This window comes from Yoonia sp. 208BN28-4, from assembly GCF_037543925.1.
Taxonomy (GTDB): Bacteria; Pseudomonadota; Alphaproteobacteria; order Rhodobacterales; family Rhodobacteraceae; genus Yoonia.
In genome coordinates, this window is sequence record NZ_JBBIFY010000004.1 from 409,176 (window position 1) to 426,708 (window position 17,533).

General features: G+C 57.5%; 21 protein-coding genes and 1 tRNA gene. 10 read left to right on the plus strand and 12 right to left on the minus strand.

Annotation, left to right across the window (positions count from 1 at the left end; genetic code table 11):
* The first annotated feature begins 10 nt into the window (after positions 1-10).
* Positions 11-802, plus strand: a complete 792-nt coding sequence (locus V8J84_RS15805; protein WP_339932922.1) for an amino acid ABC transporter ATP-binding protein — start codon at positions 11-13, stop codon at positions 800-802.
* Positions 803-879: 77 nt separating this feature from the next.
* Here the strand turns inward: V8J84_RS15805 and V8J84_RS15810 are convergent, their stop codons facing one another.
* From V8J84_RS15810 to ttcA, 9 genes are all read right to left on the minus strand, one after another.
* Positions 880-1,386: a SixA phosphatase family protein gene (locus tag V8J84_RS15810; protein WP_339932924.1), complete on the minus strand. Its 507-nt coding sequence runs from the start codon at positions 1,384-1,386 to the stop codon at positions 880-882.
* Complete coding sequence (locus tag V8J84_RS15815; RefSeq protein ID WP_339932926.1) at positions 1,383-2,018, minus strand: ferredoxin; 636 nt, start codon at positions 2,016-2,018, stop codon at positions 1,383-1,385. The genes V8J84_RS15810 and V8J84_RS15815 overlap by 4 nt, the downstream gene beginning before the upstream one ends.
* A 37-nt stretch (positions 2,019-2,055) precedes the next feature.
* Positions 2,056-2,562, minus strand: coding sequence for a hypothetical protein (locus V8J84_RS15820; protein WP_339932928.1), 507 nt, complete (start codon positions 2,560-2,562; stop codon positions 2,056-2,058).
* A 59-nt stretch (positions 2,563-2,621) separates the two neighbouring features.
* A complete protein-coding gene (gene argB, locus V8J84_RS15825) occupies positions 2,622-3,485 on the minus strand; it encodes an acetylglutamate kinase (protein WP_445285982.1) in 864 nt (287 codons plus the stop codon).
* Between the two features lie 14 nt (positions 3,486-3,499).
* The gene (gene yihA, locus V8J84_RS15830; RefSeq protein WP_339932932.1) at positions 3,500-4,147 is read right to left on the minus strand and encodes a ribosome biogenesis GTP-binding protein YihA/YsxC; all 648 of its coding nucleotides are present in this window, start codon (positions 4,145-4,147) and stop codon (positions 3,500-3,502) included.
* Positions 4,147-4,902, minus strand: coding sequence for an MOSC domain-containing protein (locus tag V8J84_RS15835; protein WP_339932934.1), 756 nt, complete (start codon positions 4,900-4,902; stop codon positions 4,147-4,149). The genes yihA and V8J84_RS15835 overlap by 1 nt, the downstream gene beginning before the upstream one ends.
* The gene (gene yidC, locus V8J84_RS15840) at positions 4,903-6,756 is read right to left on the minus strand and encodes a membrane protein insertase YidC (protein ID WP_339932936.1); all 1,854 of its coding nucleotides are present in this window, start codon (positions 6,754-6,756) and stop codon (positions 4,903-4,905) included.
* A 121-nt stretch (positions 6,757-6,877) separates the two neighbouring features.
* Positions 6,878-8,254, minus strand: a complete 1,377-nt coding sequence (locus V8J84_RS15845) for a bifunctional diguanylate cyclase/phosphodiesterase (protein WP_339932938.1) — start codon at positions 8,252-8,254, stop codon at positions 6,878-6,880.
* A gap of 53 nt (positions 8,255-8,307) precedes the next feature.
* Positions 8,308-9,168, minus strand: a complete 861-nt coding sequence (ttcA, locus tag V8J84_RS15850) for a tRNA 2-thiocytidine(32) synthetase TtcA (RefSeq protein WP_339932940.1) — start codon at positions 9,166-9,168, stop codon at positions 8,308-8,310.
* Positions 9,169-9,216: 48 nt separating this feature from the next.
* On the opposite strand from ttcA, the gene V8J84_RS15855 reads away from it, so the two are divergent.
* Positions 9,217-9,813 (plus strand): DUF1353 domain-containing protein, encoded by a 597-nt coding sequence (locus V8J84_RS15855; protein WP_339932942.1) that lies wholly within the window; start codon positions 9,217-9,219, stop codon positions 9,811-9,813.
* A gap of 15 nt (positions 9,814-9,828) precedes the next feature.
* Positions 9,829-10,371 (plus strand): DUF3833 family protein, encoded by a 543-nt coding sequence (locus tag V8J84_RS15860; protein WP_339932944.1) that lies wholly within the window; start codon positions 9,829-9,831, stop codon positions 10,369-10,371.
* 26 nt (positions 10,372-10,397) lie between these two features.
* Here V8J84_RS15860 and yidD read toward each other — a convergent pair whose 3' ends face one another.
* From yidD to rpmH, 3 genes are read right to left on the minus strand one after another with little or no spacing between them, the layout of a single operon-like run.
* Complete coding sequence (yidD, locus tag V8J84_RS15865) at positions 10,398-10,619, minus strand: membrane protein insertion efficiency factor YidD (RefSeq protein ID WP_339932946.1); 222 nt, start codon at positions 10,617-10,619, stop codon at positions 10,398-10,400.
* A complete protein-coding gene (gene rnpA / locus V8J84_RS15870; protein WP_339933164.1) occupies positions 10,616-11,032 on the minus strand; it encodes a ribonuclease P protein component in 417 nt (138 codons plus the stop codon). Before rnpA ends, yidD begins: the two co-directional genes overlap by 4 nt.
* Positions 11,033-11,055: 23 nt before the next feature.
* Positions 11,056-11,190 carry a 50S ribosomal protein L34 gene (gene rpmH / locus V8J84_RS15875; protein WP_008231458.1) on the minus strand — a complete coding sequence of 45 codons (135 nt, stop codon included), beginning with the start codon at positions 11,188-11,190 and terminating at the stop codon, positions 11,056-11,058.
* A 287-nt stretch (positions 11,191-11,477) separates the two neighbouring features.
* Here rpmH and V8J84_RS15880 point away from each other — a divergent pair, with 287 nt between their 5' ends.
* The 7 genes from V8J84_RS15880 to V8J84_RS15910 all read left to right on the plus strand — a co-directional run bounded on the left by V8J84_RS15880 (position 11,478) and on the right by V8J84_RS15910 (position 17,529).
* Positions 11,478-12,221, plus strand: a complete 744-nt coding sequence (locus tag V8J84_RS15880) for a TVP38/TMEM64 family protein (RefSeq protein ID WP_339932948.1) — start codon at positions 11,478-11,480, stop codon at positions 12,219-12,221.
* Between the two features lie 4 nt (positions 12,222-12,225).
* On the plus strand, positions 12,226-13,644 hold the full coding sequence (locus V8J84_RS15885) for a dihydrolipoyl dehydrogenase family protein (RefSeq protein WP_339932950.1): 1,419 nt from the start codon (positions 12,226-12,228) through the stop codon (positions 13,642-13,644).
* Positions 13,645-13,673: 29 nt separating this feature from the next.
* On the plus strand, positions 13,674-15,107 hold the full coding sequence (locus V8J84_RS15890) for a sensor histidine kinase (RefSeq protein ID WP_339932951.1): 1,434 nt from the start codon (positions 13,674-13,676) through the stop codon (positions 15,105-15,107).
* Between the two features lie 57 nt (positions 15,108-15,164).
* A tRNA-Arg gene (locus tag V8J84_RS15895) sits at positions 15,165-15,241 on the plus strand.
* Positions 15,242-15,504: 263 nt separating this feature from the next.
* On the plus strand, positions 15,505-15,642 hold the full coding sequence (locus tag V8J84_RS15900; RefSeq protein ID WP_339932952.1) for a hypothetical protein: 138 nt from the start codon (positions 15,505-15,507) through the stop codon (positions 15,640-15,642).
* A gap of 325 nt (positions 15,643-15,967) precedes the next feature.
* A complete protein-coding gene (locus tag V8J84_RS15905; RefSeq protein WP_339932954.1) occupies positions 15,968-17,032 on the plus strand; it encodes a type III polyketide synthase in 1,065 nt (354 codons plus the stop codon).
* Positions 17,032-17,529 (plus strand): isoprenylcysteine carboxyl methyltransferase family protein, encoded by a 498-nt coding sequence (locus V8J84_RS15910; protein ID WP_339932956.1) that lies wholly within the window; start codon positions 17,032-17,034, stop codon positions 17,527-17,529. The genes V8J84_RS15905 and V8J84_RS15910 overlap by 1 nt, the downstream gene beginning before the upstream one ends.
* The last annotated feature ends 4 nt before the right edge of the window (positions 17,530-17,533 follow it).

Sequence of the window (17,533 nt, forward strand, 5' to 3'; positions counted from 1 at the left end):
GGCATGAGCAATGTCTGATACCGCAATTGACCGCACAATCGACCGCAGCCAGATGCAAGTCTCTGACGAGGTGGCGATCTCCATCAGTGACATGAACAAATGGTACGGAACGTTCCACGTTCTGCGCGACATTAACCTGACGGTGAACCGTGGCGAACGCATCGTGATCTGTGGCCCGTCGGGGTCCGGTAAATCCACGCTGATCCGCTGCATCAACCGTCTGGAAGAGCACCAGCAAGGCACCATCCTTGTGGATGGCACCGAGCTGTCGTCGGACCTCAAGAACATCGACAAGATCCGGTCAGAGGTTGGCATGTGCTTTCAGCACTTCAACCTGTTCCCGCACCTGACGATCCTTGAGAACTGCACGCTGGCCCCGATCTGGGTGCGTAAAACGCCCAAGAAGGAAGCCATCGAAACTGCGATGCATTTCCTGGAAAAGGTGAAAATCCCAGAGCAGGCCGATAAATATCCCGGTCAGCTATCAGGTGGTCAGCAGCAACGTGTGGCCATCGCACGCAGCCTTTGCATGCGCCCGCGCATCATGCTGTTCGACGAGCCGACATCGGCGCTGGACCCCGAGATGATCAAAGAGGTGCTCGACACCATGATCGAGCTTGCCGAAGAAGGCATGACCATGCTTTGCGTGACCCATGAAATGGGCTTTGCCCGTCAGGTCGCCAACCGCGTGATCTTTATGGACCAAGGCCAGATCGTTGAGCAAAACGAGCCGGAAGAGTTCTTTAACAATCCGCAGTCGGACCGCACCAAGCTGTTCCTGAGCCAGATTCTGGGCCACTAAAGGTGGGAGCCTCCGGCGGGAGGTGTTTTGGCCAAATGAAGTTGAGGGGCTGCACATCGGTGCGGCCCCTTTGCGTTTCAGTCGGTCAGATCGCGCGGCACGATAAAATCAATGCAAGTGCCTTTGCCGCGCTTTGCGAAATCGGCAGCGGGAAAGTCTATGACCGTCGTGGCGCAGGTGGGATAGTCGCTGAAGCGATGATGGGCTGGGCGCTGCTTAATCAGTCCGGCCGCGCACATCGCTGTGCCGGGGTTGTGGCTTACGATCGCGATGGTCGGGGCATCATGTTTTTGCGCAACTTCGCAGATGGTATCGGGTGATGGGTGGTAAAGCGCTGGAACAAGGATGAGTTCGGGCGCGGCACCAAGACCCTCGATCAGATCGTGTGACGTTTGCGCGGTGCGTGTCGCGTCCGAGGATAGGATCAGATCGGGGCTGTATGCCTGCTTAGAAAGCCACTCACCGATGGCCCGCGCTGCAGTGTGACCGCGTGTGGTGAGCTTGCGTTCATGATCGTCGGCAAAAGCATCATCCCAGCCTGATTTGGCGTGACGGATCAGGATCAAACGGCGGTTGGTTGTCATAAGAACGCCTCCATGTGAAATGCGGCCTGTGCGGGCAAACGGTTGCCTTGACCAACGGGGCAGGCACGGCGGGCGCGGCACCCTTGGGTCAGGCAATCGCGGCCCTGAGGCGAGGCCACATGAGCCTTGCAAGCCAAAACATCATAGCCGTCTGCAAAGGCATCAACAGGGCAGGCGCTGGCACAGGGGGCGGCGCAGGTCGTGCAAGGCTTTTCCGAGTTGGGCTGTGGTTTGTCGGTCGCGTCAGGCAAGAGGATTGCGCCACGAAACGACGCAAACAATCCAGCCGTATCATGCACCAAAAACCCGATCGGGGAATGCCAGAAACGTCCCGTGCGCAGAGCCCACGTCATAATCGGGTGAAACGGCGGTCCACCAAACGGAAACACCGCCGCACCGGATGCATCGGCAGCAATACCGCCAAGCACGCGGCGCGACCAGCGATCCAGCGGGTCTGGCGCACTATCATTGTATTCGTCGCTTGCGCTGAAAACCTGCCAGAACTCTGGTTCGGACGGGCCAACAAGGTGCAGCGTCCCGCATTCTGACAAGCCGTCATCGGGCGTGATCTCGCAAATGCCCAGCACCTGCAGACCAAGGGGAGTGAGCGATGTGCGCAGGGCTTCTGTCATACCCCCGACACTAACGGGATCAGGCGGGGGCGCAACGCTAACCGCGACGCCAGGTTCGCGCGATGCCGGCAGGACGGCTTGGGTCGGTCTCAAAGACCAGTTGCGATCCGTTACACCAATAACCGCCCAAACCACCACCAAACATGCCTGTGGATGACGTGAAGGGGATCGACAACGTCTGGCCCAGCACGTCGGCAGAGCCGGTCAGATTGTAGTCCGGCACACGTGCTGTCCAGACGCCGCCCGCCGCATCAATGTCGCCAGCGCTATAGCCGTTGATCGTCACGACGGACGCGGGCGCGTCTGGCATGGTGACATTGAACTGCAGACTGCGCACGGTGATCCGCATGTCGCCGCTGGCCGCGATATCCATGCGGGCATCCCCGCCAAGTGCCGTGGCGCGGCTACCCATCTGCATTGTCATCAGGTCTGCAATGTCGCTGATATCCGCCCACCATGTCCCGACAAGGCACCCGTCGACGGCCGCATGGGCCGGAGCACTTATGCTGAGCGAAACAGCCATTGCTGCAAAAAAGTGTTTCATATCAAAACTCCTGTGCTGAAATGCAGGGAGTTTAGCATATTTTACGCCGCTGTGCCCGATCAGCTTGCGGGGCGTGCCTCGCGGATAAGTGTGCCGGCACCGTATTCTGTGAAAAGTTCGATCAGGCAAGCATTAGGTATGCGCCCGTCAAGGATAACCACAGCGCGCACGCCGTCCTCGATCGCTTTCAATGCGGTTTCGGTTTTGGGGATCATGCCACCTGCGATAATTCCGTCATCGGTCAGCTGCGTGACCTTGGCAGGTGATAGTTCTGTCAGGACCTCGCCATCCGCACCTTTGACGCCTGATACGTCTGTCAGCAGCAACAAACGGTCAGCCTTCAGCGCGCCAGCGATGGCACCTGCGGCGGTGTCGCCGTTGACGTTGAATGTTTCGGCGGGGTCCATGCCAGTCGCCACAGGGGCCACAACGGGGATGATTCCAGCGGTGTTCAGATCATGCAGTACCTGCACGTTCATCTCGACAGGGCGACCGACAAAGCCAAGCTCGGGATTGTCGGCTTCGGCGACCAGCAGATCGTCATCTTTGCCCGAAAGACCGACAGCGCGACCACCTTCGTCCATGATCGCCTGAACGATCCGCTTGTTCACAAGACCGGTGAGAACCATTTCCACCACTTCGACGGTGGCCTGATCTGTCACGCGCTTGCCCCGAACAAACTCGGATTTGATACCAAGGCGGTCGAGCATCTCGTTGATCATCGGACCGCCGCCGTGCACCACAACGGGGTTCAGACCAACTTGCTTCATCAGGACTATATCGCGGGCAAATTCTGCCATCGCGTCCTGATCGCCCATCGCGTTGCCGCCGAATTTCACCACGACAATTGCGCCAGCATAGCGCTGCAAATAGGGTAGAGCCTGTGACAGCGTTTTGGCGGTGGCGTTGAAATCACGGGTCATGTCTTGCGTCCTCATCAATCGATCCCGGCGATAATGGCGCGGAGCGTCGCGATACCGTCCCCCTTTTCGGAAGACGACAGGATCAGCTCGGGGTATGCGGCGGGGTGTTTTGCCAAAGCCGCGCGCGTTTTTGTCAGCGACTGTTCGAGCGCATCGCCGCGCAGCTTATCAACCTTGGTCATCACGACCTGAAACGTCACCGCAGAGCGGTCGAGCAGCGTCATAATCTCTTCGTCCACGGCCTTGGCACCGTGGCGCGCATCAATCAGCACAAAGACGCGGCGCAGGGTTTGGCGGCCCGACAAGTAGTTCTTGAGCAGACGTTGCCATTTTTCGACCACGGGCACCGGCGCGTTGGCAAAGCCATAGCCGGGTAGGTCGACCACATAAATATCGCCTGCGGTGAAATAGTTGATCTCTTGCGTGCGGCCGGGCGTGTTTGAAGCGCGGGCAAGCCCCTTGCGGCCTGTCAGGGCATTGATCAGAGATGATTTGCCTACGTTGGACCGGCCTGCAAAGCAGACCTCGATCCGGTCGGCAGGGGGCAAACCGTCCATGGCCACCACGCCTTTGACGAACTCCGTCTCGCCAGCGAAAAGCTTGCGGCCTTTTTCAAGCGCATGCTCGTCCGGCGTCTCGGCCTCGGGAAAACGCAACTCCATCACAGCACCTCGCAAGTATCGCCAACCGTGATCCGGCCATCTGTCAGCACTGTGGCGTAGGCGCTGAAATTCTGGTGTCCCCAACCGTTGCGCAGCGCTGCGAGCGTGTCAACGTCGCGGGCGCCGGTCACCGGATTGGCCGTCGTGTGTTTGCAGCGTTCGGCCATATCGATCACGGCAAAGGTGGCGCTGCCAATGCGGATCGTCTTGCCGATCCAGTCATCTTCGGCCCATGCATCCAGTCCGTCGAGCCAGATATTCGCACGCCAGCGCTCACGCTCAAGCGGGTGGCCAAGATGGCCCTCAACCGTGGCGTGGCTGGCAAGATTTGCAATGCTCATCGTTGGCTCCGGCGTATCTGTCATGCCACGATCCGGCGCACTAACCAGCGCAGTCGGGGTCTGGCGGTCGGCTGGAATGATATCGGAAACCCACGACAAAAAGCGCGCAACATCAGTGGGCGCATCGGGATCAAAGGTGAACTCTGGCGCATCCGCATGGCGCAACGTGATCGTATTGGCAGCTTCATCGACCTGCGACCAGATACCGGCCAGCGCGGGTGTCATAGTCCCGATCATGAAGTTCCGGCAAGACACCCAATCCGGCGATGCCGCACTGAACTTGGTCTGCGCGTGGGTCACGGCATATTTGCGATCCCACGGCATGGTCATGCCAGCGGTCAGATCGACGCTTTCGATCTTTTCACGGCCATGGCTTTTGATGGGGTGCCGCCAGATTTCTGCGACGGTCCCCATCTATTTGCTTCCGGACTTGGGCTTGGCCTTACCGCTTGGCTTGCCTGTGGCATTGGCGGGTTTGGGGTCTTTTTTGAACCCCGCCTTGATGTTGCCAAAGATGTCAGGCTTCGCGCCATGGCTGCGCATGATCAGATACTGTTGGGTAAAGGTGATCATGTTGTTGGCAATCCAGTACAGCACCAGACCGCTGGCGAATGAACCGAGCATGAACATAAAGACCCATGGCATCCACGCAAAGATCATCTTCTGCGTCGGGTCTGTCATCGGCGGGTTCAGCTTTTGCTGCAACCACATCGAGATACCAAGTGCCAGCGGCATCAGACCGATGAACAGCAGTGCCAGGATGCTGCCGGGCTCTGGCGCGTCCCATGGCAGCAGACCATAGAAGTTGAAGATCGACGATGGATCAGGTGCGGAGAGGTCCTTGATCCAGCCGATCCACGGTGCGTGGCGCAGTTCGATCGTGACAAAGATCACCTTATAGAGCGAAAAGAAGATCGGGATTTGCAGCAGGATCGGCAGGCAGCCCGAAGCAGGGTTTACCTTATTTTCCTTGTAGAGTTTCATCATGCCTTGCTGCATGGCCTGCTTGTCTTCGCCGGTACGCTCCTTGAGCGCTTCCATCTCGGGCTGAAGCTCTTTCATCTTGGCCATGGAAACGTAGGATTTATAGGCCAGCGGCAGCACCATCGCTTTGATGATGAGGGTCAGCACGACAATCGACCAGCCCATGTTGCCGATATAGACATTCAGCGTGTGCAGCAGCCAGAAGATCGGCTTTGTCAGGAAAAAGAACCAACCCCAGTCGATACTGTCCAGAAAGCTGGTGACGCCATCTTCGTTTTCATAGTCGCGGATGGCATCCCATTCCTTTGCACCTGCAAAGAGCTTGGTTGTGACGGTGGTCGTGGCACCGGCAGCGACGGTTTCCAGCGGCATCACGGCCTCGGCCTGATACAGGTCACGCGCTTCGAAATACTTGGAGGTGGAGCGGAAGGGCTGACCCTGCTCGGGGATCAGCGTGGTCATCCAGTAGTGGTCGGTGTAGCCGATCCAGCCGCTTTCTGTGGCTTCGATCCGGTCAGCACGGGTGCGTTCGCGGTCATCAACTTCGTAATCCACGATGTCGTCGTAGTCGACCTCTTCAAGCTCACCATCGGTAAAGCGCACAAGACCTTCGTGCAGGATAAAGAAGTTTTTCAGGTCTGTCGGTTCGCCATGACGGCGGATCAGGCCATAGGGGCGCAGTGTGACCGCGTCAGATGTCGCGTTTTCGACGCTTTGCGCAAAGTCGAACATGAAGTCTTCGTCGACAGAAATCGTGGTGCGGAAAATTTGGCCTGCGCCGTTGTCCCACGCCAATGTGACAGGGCTGTCAGGGGTCAGTGTCTCACCGCTTTCCAGTGTCCAAAGCGTATCGGGGCCGGGCACGGCGTCGGCAGCGATGCCTTCTGCGCCAGCCCAACCGAAAAGCGCAAAATAGGCGTTCGGCTCACCCACTGGTTTGAACAGACGCACAGTTTCGGCGTTTTCATCAAGCGTTTCGCGGTATTGCGTCAACTTGAGATCATCAATCCGGCCACCTAGCAACGACAGGCTGCCGGAGAACTCTGGTGTTTCAATCGCGACACGGGGCGCATCGGCAACAGGATCGGTTTGCGTATCAGGCACGGCTGTCGTTGACGGATCGGTTGCCGCGGTCGGCACGGTCGCGTCGGTGACAGCTTCGGTTGTCTGCGGCGGCGCCTGCGTCAGCGCGGGGTCTTCTGGTGGGAAAAACCAGAACCAGACCATGATCACCAGAAAACTGAGAACTGTCGCAAGGATCAGATTTTTGTTCTGCTCGTCCATTATGGTCGCCGCCTGTCACACTGAAAAAGGTGAGGTGGTTCAACCTGTCAGGGACCAAAAGGTCAAGCGGTTTTGCCTTATTTCCGCACTTTGCCGCAGTAAAAACGACGCGATGTGCGCGCTACTGGATGTATTGCTGTTTTCCGGTGAATGACGCGTGGAAAAGCCGTTCATTGATCCAGCGTCCTACATCCGCGCCTGCCATGGGGCGGGACACGGCATAGCCTTGCACCAGATGGCATCCGGCGTCGGAAATAAAGGCAAGCTCAGCCGGGGTTTCGACCCCTTCGGCCAGCACATCAACACGCAAACGGTCCGTCATTGTCAGCATGGCCAGGATCATGTCCTGTTGATCAATATCGGTATCAACATGCTGGACGAAAGAACGATCTATCTTGATGCGGTCCACGCCAAACTGGCGAATACTGGTGATCGACGCCTGACCCGTGCCGAAATCGTCAAGATCAATCGCACAGCCAAGCGCGCTTAGATCCCTGATATTGCGCATGATGATATCGTCCTGATCTGCGGCGACGACTGTTTCAAGCACCTCGATCACCAATCGGTTTGGCGTAAGGTCAAAACGATCAAGCTCAAGCGAGATTGCATCGACAAGGTGAGGATTGCGCAATTCTTCTGCAGACATGTTGATCGAAACAGTGGGCACGTCAAACCCTGCGCGATCCCAGTCGTGAAGGGCTTGCAAGGCGGCCCGCAGGATCGCAAACCCCAGATCGCGCATCATCCCCAGTTGCGCCAAGACCGGCAGAAACTCTGCCGGTGAAATCATCCCGCGTTCTGCGTGTTTCCAGCGGGCCAACGCCTCGAAACCGATGATCTTGTCGCGATGCAGGTCAATCTGGGGTTGGAAAAACGCGTGGATCGCCCCTGAGTCGATTGCAGGGGCCACGTCTTCTACCAGTTTTGAGCGGAGGGCGACACGGGTCTGCATGTCGGCGGTATAGATGCAAATCGCTGAACTGCCCGCGTTTGTGGCCTCAAACAAGGCAAGCGATGCGGCATCGACCAGTGTGGCACCGGATACATCCGTAATCACGTCATCGCTTGCGATGCCGATTGAAATGGACGTCGCCATATGGCCGGCCTGCACGGCAACGGCCCGTTTGGTGACTGTTTGCAATGCCTTGGCCAGACGGGGAAGCTGACCCGCGATCTGGTATTCGTCAGGGGTGGGCACATAAGCATACCGCCCGTCGCCAAGCCGCCGCAGCCCTTTGGGATTACCCAGCAGCGCCTTAAGCCGGTCTTCAAGCGTGCGCTGGATTTGCGCCAGTTCCGTCCCGCTAAAATTGCTTTGAATAATGCGAAACCTGTCGATTTCGATCATAATCAACGCGGTCCGTTGGCCGGACTGAAGTGCCTTATGTATGTGTTTATCCAAGCGCCTGACCAGCTTTTCCTGCGGGAGGCGCTGTTCAAACAGATGCGTGATACGTGTCCACGCCCAGACAAAGGCCGGTTTACGGAGTGTTTGCATTATGATCCCCTGGTTGGCAGACCCTTGGCAGGGGGCACCATTCACGGATCAAATTAGCCCTGATCTGGTAACTGTTCGGTTAACGGTTGAGAAAAAGTTTCCAAACCGGCAAAATCGAACAGCTTTGGATCAAGCAGATGCGACGGGCGCGCGTTCATCAGGGCGCGGAACATGACCTGCCTGCGGCCCGGGCTGTTCTTTTCCCAACCATCCAGAATTTGCTTTACTTGCTGGCGCTGCAACCCGTCCTGTGATCCGCACAGATCGCAGGGAATAATTGGGTAATTCAGGGCCTTGGCAAAGCGGTCGCAATCGTCTTCGGCCACGTGGGCAAGGGGGCGATACAGGAACAGATCGCCTTCTTCATTCACAAGCTTGGGCGGCATCGTCGCCAGACGCCCGCCGTGAAACAGGTTCATGAAAAACGTCTCGAGGATATCGTCGCGGTGATGGCCCAGCACAACTGCCGAGCAGCCCTCTTCGCGGGCCACACGGTAGAGATTGCCGCGTCGCAGGCGCGAACACAGCGCGCAAAACGTGCGCCCGGCAGGCACTTTGTCCATCACAATGGAATAGGTATCCTGATATTCGATCCGGTGCGGCACGCCCATTTTTTCCAGAAACTCCGGCAGGACGGTTGCGGGAAATCCGGGCTGCCCCTGATCCAGATTGCAGGCCAGCAGGTCAACCGGCAAGAGCCCACGCCATTTCAGTTCGTAGAGAATTGCAAGCAGGGTGTAGCTGTCCTTGCCGCCCGACAGGCACACCAGCCAGCGGCTGTCGCGCTCGATCATGCCGTATTGCTCAATTGCCTCGCGCACATTGGCCACGATACGCTTGCGCAGCTTTTTGAACGCGGTGGTTTTTGGCGCACCGTTGAAGAGCGGGTGAATGTCGGTATCATCATCTAGCATGGGCCAAGCCCTAGCCTGCGCACAGCCTCCAGCCAAGAGGATTTCAGCATGAAGTGTTATTCAAATCCCCGTCACGCCCCTGCAGCGAACCCTTATCCTGACAAAGCTGGTGGCATCGGTGACTTTTCCTACGATACCGCCCTGGTGTTGCTGCGTTTGCGCGACGCGCCGGAGATGCGCAGTGGTGAGGATGCCGACTATCTGACAGGTCAGCCGTATCAGGTCAGCTGGACGGATGATGCAGCGGACGTGCATCAGATTGTCGTGCCTGCGGGCATGATCACAGACCTGACAAGTGTCCCGTGGGGCTTTCGACTGTTGGTCGGGCGCGTAGGCCCGTGGTTAGAGGCCGCGATTGTGCATGACTATCTGTATTTGGCGTGGGCGGATGTGCCCGGTCGCGGCAACCGACAGGCGGACCGTGCCTTTGCCGATTTGCTAATGCGGGTGGCGATGGAAAAAGCGCGGGTCAGCCTGTGGCGGCGCTGGGCGATCTATCTGGCGCTGCGGGCTTTCGGGGCAGGGGCCTATGGCAGGACATCGGATCAGCGGTTCGTCGATCTGCATGATCCGGCTGTGCGCAAACAGCTTTACGCAGGCGGGCCGCCCTTGTCCGATGCGCGCCCCGCGTTACCTTTGGTCTAATCGAAAGGACCACCCATGCGCTTTGTCATCCTCGCCGCGTTTGCATTTCTGGCCGCCTGTACCGGCAAACCATCTTTTGAGGATGAAAGCCTTGATCCTGATCTGAAGCTTAATCTGGAAGAATTCTTTGACGGTGATCTTGTGGCCTACGGTCAGTTTCAGGACGTGCTGGGCACAGTGCGCCGAAGTTTTGTCGTAAATATTCGCGGTGACTGGGATGGTGAGACGCTGACACTAGTTGAGGACTTTGACTACGAAGACGGATCGACAGAGCAGCGCATCTGGTCGCTGCAAAAAACCGGACCCGACAGCTGGGTCGGCACAGCGCCAGGCGTGATCGGTCAGGCGACGGGACAAGAGCAGGACAACCGGTTCAACTGGCAGTACGAGATTGATCTGCCGATCCCGACGGCTGACGGTAGCAACGAGACACTGCGGGTCACATTTGACGACTGGATGTGGTTGCTGACCGAAGACCGTCTGTTCAACCGCGCCTACGTGAAACGCTACGGCTTTGACATCGGCGACGTCAGTATTTCGTTCGAAAAGCTGAACTAGCGTCCGGAAATTTTAGAAACTTCGGTCTAGTCCGGAACGTTGTCGATTCCGCTGCCGCCCCAAGGGTGGCAGCGGCAGATGCGGTGCACAGCCAAATAGCTGCCTTTGATTCCGCCGTGTTTCTCCAGTGCCTCAAGCGCGTAGGCTGAACAGGTGGGCTGAAAGCGGCAGCCATGTCCGACCCACGGTGATAAGAGCAGGCGATAAGCGCGCACGGGCAGGGCTGCGATGTGGGCAAGCGGGCTCATCCGTGGACCTTTCCCAACGCGCGGATCAGGTCTTTTTCAAGCTGCGGAAGGGGCAGGGTGGCTGTGATATCCTTGCGCCCGACCAGAACGTAATCCCAGCCTGACTGTCCGTGCCGGGGCAGAATGGCGCGGGCCACTTCGCGTAAGCGCCGCTTGGCGCGATTGCGGGCAACAGCGTTGCCAACCTTTTTGGAACAGGTGAAGCCCACGCGGATACCAGCCGCAGTTTCGTCGGCATTGCGTTCGCGCGCCTGCAAGTGAATGCCCGGCGTCCCCTGCCGTTTTGCGTGTGAGGCGCGCAGAAAGTCAGCGCGCTTGGTCAAAACGATCAGCTTTGGACAAACGGAAACCGCCGGTGGACCATCCGTGGTATCGGCAATCTTGCCATCCACGGGGTCCACCGGCGGTTCCAATGTCAAAACCAGTGCTGTGGCGCTTACGCGCTCAGCTTCGCGCGGCCTTTGGCGCGACGGTTGTTGAGGATCTTGCGACCGGCCTTAGTGGCCATACGTGCGCGAAATCCGTGGCGGTTCTTGCGAACCCGGTTCGATGGCTGGAACGTGCGCTTCATGGCGGTGTCCTTTGGTTGATGGCCACGCCGATCCATCCGGATTCGCGGCCGCTTGCATGTCAGAGCTGTCGTTTAGTGGTGGCGTTGGCTGGTGTCAACGCAAACAGACCCGCATTTTTGCAACAAATTGCACAAGGTCGCCGCGTCAAATGTTTCAATCACACGACCGCGCCACCCCATACTGAAACATCCGTGTCAAAACGATCAAGGCGGCGTGAGGAGGTCTATGTTCGCAATCGCCTTCAGTCCATCTACCTTTCAAGCAAGCCGCGAGAGAGGGCAAAAGGATGACCGACGTGACCGATGAGAAACAAGACGATACCCGCAATCCGATCCTCAAGCGGCTCCCGCTGATTGTCATCGCCATTGTCGCCATTCTGGGTGCGATCTTTCTGCGTGATTATCTGACATTTGACGCATTGGCCGAAAATCGTGAGGCATTGATCGCCTTTCGTGACAGCAATTACTTGCTAACGGTGCTGGTCTTTATTGCTGCTTACGTTGTCATCGTTGCCTTTTCACTGCCCGGTGCCACCATTGCCACCCTGACCGGCGGGTTTTTGTTTGCCACGTTCCCCGGCGCGCTTTTCAATGTCACGGGTGCCACCATCGGTGCGACGGCGATCTTTATGGCCGCCCGCTGGGGCTTTGGTGAAAAGCTGGGCGCAAAGCTCGAAGGGTCCGAAGGGGTCGTCAAAAAGATCAAAGACGGGATCGACGAAAACCAGTGGTCAATGCTGTTTCTGATCCGTCTGGTGCCTGCTGTCCCTTTCTTTATGGCCAACCTTGTGCCCGCCTTCATGCAAGTGCCTGTACGCCGTTTTGTGATCTCGACTTTCCTTGGCATCATCCCCGGTGCGGTTGTCTATACATCTGTCGGTGCGGGTCTGGGCGAGGTGTTCGCCCGCGGTGAGACGCCAGACCTTGGCATCATCTTCGAGCCAGCAATCATCATCCCAATTCTCGGCCTGTGCGCACTTGCTGCCATGCCGATCATCATAAAGGCCGTGCGCGGCAAGAAAGGGCTTTGAAGCCATGAACCGGATCAAGACAGACATTTGTATTATCGGCGGTGGCTCTGGCGGACTGTCGGTTGCAGCGGGTGCCGTGCAGATGGGCGCATCGGTCGTCCTGCTGGAAGGCCACAAGATGGGCGGCGATTGCCTGAACTACGGCTGTGTCCCGTCCAAGGCGCTGATCGCGTCAGCCAAGCATGCGCATGAGGGTCTCAATAACGCCAAATATGGTGTTGCTGTGGCCGAACCCGCAGTTGATTACGCCGCCGCAAAGGATCACGTGCATGACGTGATCGCCACGATTGCCCCCGTTGACAGTGTCGAGCGATTCGAGGGGCTTGGCGTACAGGTCATTCAGGAATTTGGACGCTTCATTTCAAAGACCGAAGTGCAAGCCGGTGACACGATCATCGAAGCGCGCCGTTTTGTGGTAGCCACGGGCTCAGGCCCGCTTGTTCCGCCCATCGACGGGCTGGACGGGGTAAAGCACTACACAAACGAAAATATCTTTGACCTGCGCGAACGCCCCGATCACCTGATCGTGGTTGGCGGTGGCCCGATCGGCATGGAAATGGCGCAAGCGCATGTGCGGCTGGGGTCCAAGGTGACCGTCATTGAAGGTGGCAAAGCCTTTGGCAAAGACGACCCCGAGGCGGCGGCTATCGTGTTGGACCGCCTGCGCGAAGAGGGCGTTGAGATCGTTGAAGAAGCGCAAGCTGAACGCATCAGCGGACAGGGCGACCAGATTACAGTGCACACGCCCAAGGGCGATTACACAGGATCGCACCTGCTGATGGCCGTGGGGCGCAAGGTGAATATCGACAAGCTTGATCTGGATGCGGGCGGGATTGCCTATACCAAGCATGGCTTGAAGGTTGGCCCCGATCTGCGCTCGACCACCAACAAGAAAGTCTATGCGGCAGGTGATGTCGCGGGCGGCCTGCAATTTACACACGTTGCAGGGTATCATGCAGGCGTGCTGATCCGGTCGCTGCTTTTTGCGCTGCCATCCAAGCAAAGGACCGACCACATTCCTTGGGCCACCTATACAGACCCCGAGCTGGCGCAGGTCGGCCTGACCGAAGCGCAGGCAAAATCGCGCCACGGCGCAGGGCTTGAGGTCGTGCGCTTTGAATATGCCCACAATGACCGCGCGATTGCGGAACGTAAAACCACCGGTCTGATCAAGGTCATGGTCGTCAAAGGCCGTCCGGTCGGGGCCACCATCGCGGGCCATCTGGCGGGTGAGTTGATCGGCATGTGGGCGATGGCGATTGCCAACAAAATGAAGATGTCGGCCATTGCGAATACCGTTCTGCCATACCCCACGATTAGTGAGGTTAACAAACGCGCGGCAGGTGCTTACTTTAGCCCCAGATTGTTCGAAAGCGGCATGGTGAAGAAAGTGGTTGGGCTGGTCCAACGCTGGATTCCCTAAAGCCGCTGCGGCGGAGGCGGAAGGCACAGATGCTCAATACCCTATCAGGGCGATTTCTGATCCTGACGGTCATCTTTGTGATGCTGGCCGAGGTGTTGATCTTTGTGCCGTCCGTGGCGCGTTTTCGCGAGGATTACCTGCTTGCGCGTCTGGAGCGGGCGCAGATTGCATCATTGGCTTTGGAAGCCGATGACATGATCTCGCCCGAGCTTGAGGCGGAACTGCTTGAAAATGCGGAAGTATTCAACGTGGTTTTGCGTCGTGATCAGGCGCGGCTGCTGGCGCTGTCGTCGCCAATTCCGGCCCCAATTCACGCGACCTATGACATGCGGGATCCCTCTGCGATGGCGCTCATCAGTGATGCCATGATGACGCTGGTTGATACAGAACCGCGGATCATCCGTGTCTTGGGTAATCCCGTGCGTGACGGTGGCCTACTGATCGAAGTCACGATGGAGCAAGTGCCCCTGCGTGAAGCCATGCTGGCCTACGGGCGTAACGTATTGATTCTGTCGGCTGTCATTTCGATCATCACAGCAGTTTTGCTGTTCCTGGCCGTGCGCATGTTTCTTGTGCGCCCCATCAAGGGCGTGGTGGATGCGATGCAAGCCTATGCCGCCAATCCAGAGGATGCACGCCGGATCATCGAACCCTCTGCGGGGGTGATCGAACTGCGCAAGGCCGAGGAGGCGCTGCAATCGTTGCAAAGCGACCTGACCGGCGCGTTGCGCCAGAAGGAACGTCTGGCGCAGCTTGGTGGTGCCGTCGCCAAGGTTAGCCATGATTTGCGTAATATCCTGACTTCTGCACAGCTTTTCACCGACCGGATCGAAAGCTCTGACGATCCGCTTGTGAAGCGGATGGCGCCCAAGCTGGTGGGATCGATCACGCGCGCCGTCAATCTTTGCGAAACGACGCTTGCCTTTGGCCGGGTGGATGAGCCGCAGCCCACACTGGCGCGGTTCTCGCTGGCGACGGTGGTCAATGACGTGATCGACAGCGAACGCCTTGCAGCGGCGGACTATGATCTGTCGTTCTCCGAAGACGTGCCTGCCAGCATGATGATCCGCGCCGATAGCGAGCAGATTTTCCGCGTGCTCTTTAATCTTGTGCGCAATGCCCGTCAGGCGATCATGGCCACGCACAAACCCGGTGAGATCAATATCACCGGCCACGAGGATGACCAATCGTGGTGGATTTCAGTGACTGATACTGGCCCGGGACTGCCCCCCAAGGCCCGCGAACATCTTTTCCAACCGTTCCAAGGGGGTGTGCGCAAGGGCGGTTCCGGTCTTGGGTTGGTGATTGCAGCCGATCTGATCCGCGGACATGGCGGGCGGCTTGAATTGCAGCGCACCGACGAGACCGGCACAACCTTTTGCATCCAGTTACCAAAGGCCGATCTGGCGCTGGGCGACATTGCAATTCCGGCCGTTGCCGTGCCGTCACCGGACCAATCGTGATTTTCACAAGATTGCCCCTTGCATCGCGCTGCCACGAGGGCTAAATCGCCCTCACGCGGATTGGTAGCTCAGTTGGATAGAGTACTTGACTACGAATCAAGGGGTCGGGGGTTCGAATCCTCCCCAGTCCGCCACTTACCACTTTTGATGGTTTCGAACGGGTCGCCTTGGGCGGCCTTTTTCGTTTGTAGGCTTGGGCTTGGCTTGTCTTTCACTTTAGCTCAATTGTCTTCGATTACGTCCATATTTGGTACTTGAGTGGTGTGGGGTGCGGAATGATTAGCGGTCCTGCGGCGTCACGACGCGCGGCGGCTTTGCCGAATACAGCGTTGTGAAAGCGTCTGCCGTGCATCCCATTTGCGCGATGAGATTTCTGCAGGCAGCCCTTGCATAGCCGATGGGCTGTGTGCTGAACGGGCTGGACGCAGTGCACGAACGATGGATGGAAGAGGCGCTGATTTTCGGCGCTGGGCCGATGGGTTTGCTGACGGGCATGGCATTGAAATCAATGGAGGGGGCCGGGTCGCGTTTGTAGATGTGTCGAAAGATCGCTTGGAACCTGCCGCTTGAGGACCTGTCCCGAGATTTGAAGACGAAACCGCCCGTTGGAAGCCTCAAAGTTCAGTGGTCAAACGACTAATCTAGAGAGCCTCGTTTTCGTTTTTCAGCGCACTGTTCGACTTCGGGATTGCTAACTGTCTGGGCACTCGCCGCGTTTAGTTAGCAGTCAATGGTATAGATATGCCTCGCGTGAACGGAACCTTACGCCATCCTCAGAGTTATCGGTAAAAGTAGAGCCCCCTTTTCGGGGCGAGGACTGACGCCGACAACATCAGACCTAAAATTCTAAAAGGTCTGCTATGACAGTTTATCTCCACGGCCTTTCAAACGCCGTACCCCCGCATTGTTTGACGCAAGAAGATGTCCGCGAGCGTGCGTCGGTCATTTTTCAGGGCAAATATCCGCAATTTGATCGCCTTTCAAAAACCTTTGATACAGCCGGGATCGATAAACGCTATTCCGTCGTTCCGATTGATTGGTTTTTTCAAGATCATGGATGGTCGGATCGCAACTCCGCATTCATGTCCGGCGCTAAGGCCATGTTCATTGATGCGGCACAGCTGGCGCTTGAAAATGCTGGCTGGACCGGCGCGGACGTCGATTGCGTCGTGACCGTTTGTTCGACAGGTATCGCGACGCCGACATTGGACGCTCAGGTCTTTTCTGAAATGGGTTTTCGCGAAAACATCATGCGCGTCCCTCTATTTGGGTTGGGGTGCGCGGGTGGTGTCTCTGGGCTGTCCGTCGCACAGTCCCTTGCAGCAGGTATGCCAGATGCAAAAGTCTTGCTGGTGGTTGTTGAGACCTGCTCGTTATCGTTTCGTGCGGATCGACTTCAGAAGGCCGACATTATCGCGACGGTCCTTTTTGGTGATGGGTCAGCGGCGGCTTGTATCAGCTCGACTGCGCCGACCAATGGTAAAGCTGTCATGTTGGGCAAGGGGCATCAGAAGATGTGGCCGGACACACTTGGCATAATGGGATGGGATGTCGACGAGACAGGCTTTGGCGTGGTGTTTGACCGATCAATCCCCACGTTTGTGACTGAAGAGTTTTCCGCCGCGACTGACGGCGCCTTGAAAGCTGCAAATCTTAATCACGCGCAGATTGATCGGTACGTATGTCATCCTGGTGGCGCGAAGGTTGTAGACGCGATTGAAGGCGCACTGCATCTTGAGCAAGGCTCGTTAGATGCTGAGCGCGATACGTTGCGGGCGGCTGGCAATATGTCGGCCCCGACCGTGATGTTCGTTATGAAATCGGTTCTTGACGCGGGAACAACGGGCCAAATGATGGCCTGCGCATTGGGGCCGGGTTTTACAGCGTCCTTCTTGCCATTTTATGTCAGTGAGGATGCCGCATAATGGAAACGGCAACGCTTCTTTTTCTTGGGTTCATCATTGTCCAGCGACTGAGTGAGTTGGTCATCGCAAAGCGGAACACCAAACGGCTGCTTGCCAAAGGCGCTTACGAGGTTGGCGCGTCGCATTATCCGGTGATGGTTGTCATGCACAGCGCGTGGATCGCGTGTCTAGTCTTTGTCGGTTTTGACGAAGCTGTTGCCTTTGGTTGGTTGGCTTTATTCGCAGTCCTGCAAGTATTCCGAGTATGGATATTGGGTAGTCTTGGTGCCCGTTGGACCACGCGCATCATCATTCTTGAAGAGCCGCTAGTCGTGCGCGGACCCTTCAAATACGTCTCTCACCCCAACTATATGCTGGTCGTGGCTGAAATCATCGTCGCGCCAATGGTGCTGGGACTTGTTTGGGTGGCAGTCATATTTACTGTTCTGAACGCTGCAATGCTGTGGGTGAGGATTGGCGTGGAACATAAAGCGCTTGCGCCTCTGCGGGCGGCTTGACCTT

Excerpts from the sequence above, each read along its gene's own strand:
- V8J84_RS15910 (WP_339932956.1), top strand. The coding sequence starts at position 17,032 with ATGGAAACGGCAACGCTTCTTTTTCTTGGGTTCATCATTGTCCAGCGA.
- V8J84_RS15820 (WP_339932928.1), bottom strand. The coding sequence starts at position 2,562 with ATGAAACACTTTTTTGCAGCAATGGCTGTTTCGCTCAGCATAAGTGCT.
- V8J84_RS15855 (WP_339932942.1), top strand. The coding sequence starts at position 9,217 with ATGAAGTGTTATTCAAATCCCCGTCACGCCCCTGCAGCGAACCCTTAT.
- V8J84_RS15810 (WP_339932924.1), bottom strand. The coding sequence starts at position 1,386 with ATGACAACCAACCGCCGTTTGATCCTGATCCGTCACGCCAAATCAGGC.
- ttcA (WP_339932940.1), bottom strand. The coding sequence starts at position 9,168 with ATGCTAGATGATGATACCGACATTCACCCGCTCTTCAACGGTGCGCCA.
- yihA (WP_339932932.1), bottom strand. The coding sequence starts at position 4,147 with ATGGAGTTGCGTTTTCCCGAGGCCGAGACGCCGGACGAGCATGCGCTT.
- V8J84_RS15815 (WP_339932926.1), bottom strand. The coding sequence starts at position 2,018 with ATGACAGAAGCCCTGCGCACATCGCTCACTCCCCTTGGTCTGCAGGTG.
- yidC (WP_339932936.1), bottom strand. The coding sequence starts at position 6,756 with ATGGACGAGCAGAACAAAAATCTGATCCTTGCGACAGTTCTCAGTTTT.
- V8J84_RS15805 (WP_339932922.1), top strand. The coding sequence starts at position 11 with ATGTCTGATACCGCAATTGACCGCACAATCGACCGCAGCCAGATGCAA.
- V8J84_RS15900 (WP_339932952.1), top strand. The coding sequence starts at position 15,505 with ATGGGCTGTGTGCTGAACGGGCTGGACGCAGTGCACGAACGATGGATG.
- V8J84_RS15835 (WP_339932934.1), bottom strand. The coding sequence starts at position 4,902 with ATGGGGACCGTCGCAGAAATCTGGCGGCACCCCATCAAAAGCCATGGC.
- rpmH (WP_008231458.1), bottom strand. The coding sequence starts at position 11,190 with ATGAAGCGCACGTTCCAGCCATCGAACCGGGTTCGCAAGAACCGCCAC.
- yidD (WP_339932946.1), bottom strand. The coding sequence starts at position 10,619 with ATGAGCCCGCTTGCCCACATCGCAGCCCTGCCCGTGCGCGCTTATCGC.
- V8J84_RS15880 (WP_339932948.1), top strand. The coding sequence starts at position 11,478 with ATGACCGACGTGACCGATGAGAAACAAGACGATACCCGCAATCCGATC.
- V8J84_RS15860 (WP_339932944.1), top strand. The coding sequence starts at position 9,829 with ATGCGCTTTGTCATCCTCGCCGCGTTTGCATTTCTGGCCGCCTGTACC.
- argB (WP_445285982.1), bottom strand. The coding sequence starts at position 3,485 with ATGACCCGTGATTTCAACGCCACCGCCAAAACGCTGTCACAGGCTCTA.
- V8J84_RS15885 (WP_339932950.1), top strand. The coding sequence starts at position 12,226 with ATGAACCGGATCAAGACAGACATTTGTATTATCGGCGGTGGCTCTGGC.
- V8J84_RS15890 (WP_339932951.1), top strand. The coding sequence starts at position 13,674 with ATGCTCAATACCCTATCAGGGCGATTTCTGATCCTGACGGTCATCTTT.
- V8J84_RS15905 (WP_339932954.1), top strand. The coding sequence starts at position 15,968 with ATGACAGTTTATCTCCACGGCCTTTCAAACGCCGTACCCCCGCATTGT.
- V8J84_RS15845 (WP_339932938.1), bottom strand. The coding sequence starts at position 8,254 with ATGCAAACACTCCGTAAACCGGCCTTTGTCTGGGCGTGGACACGTATC.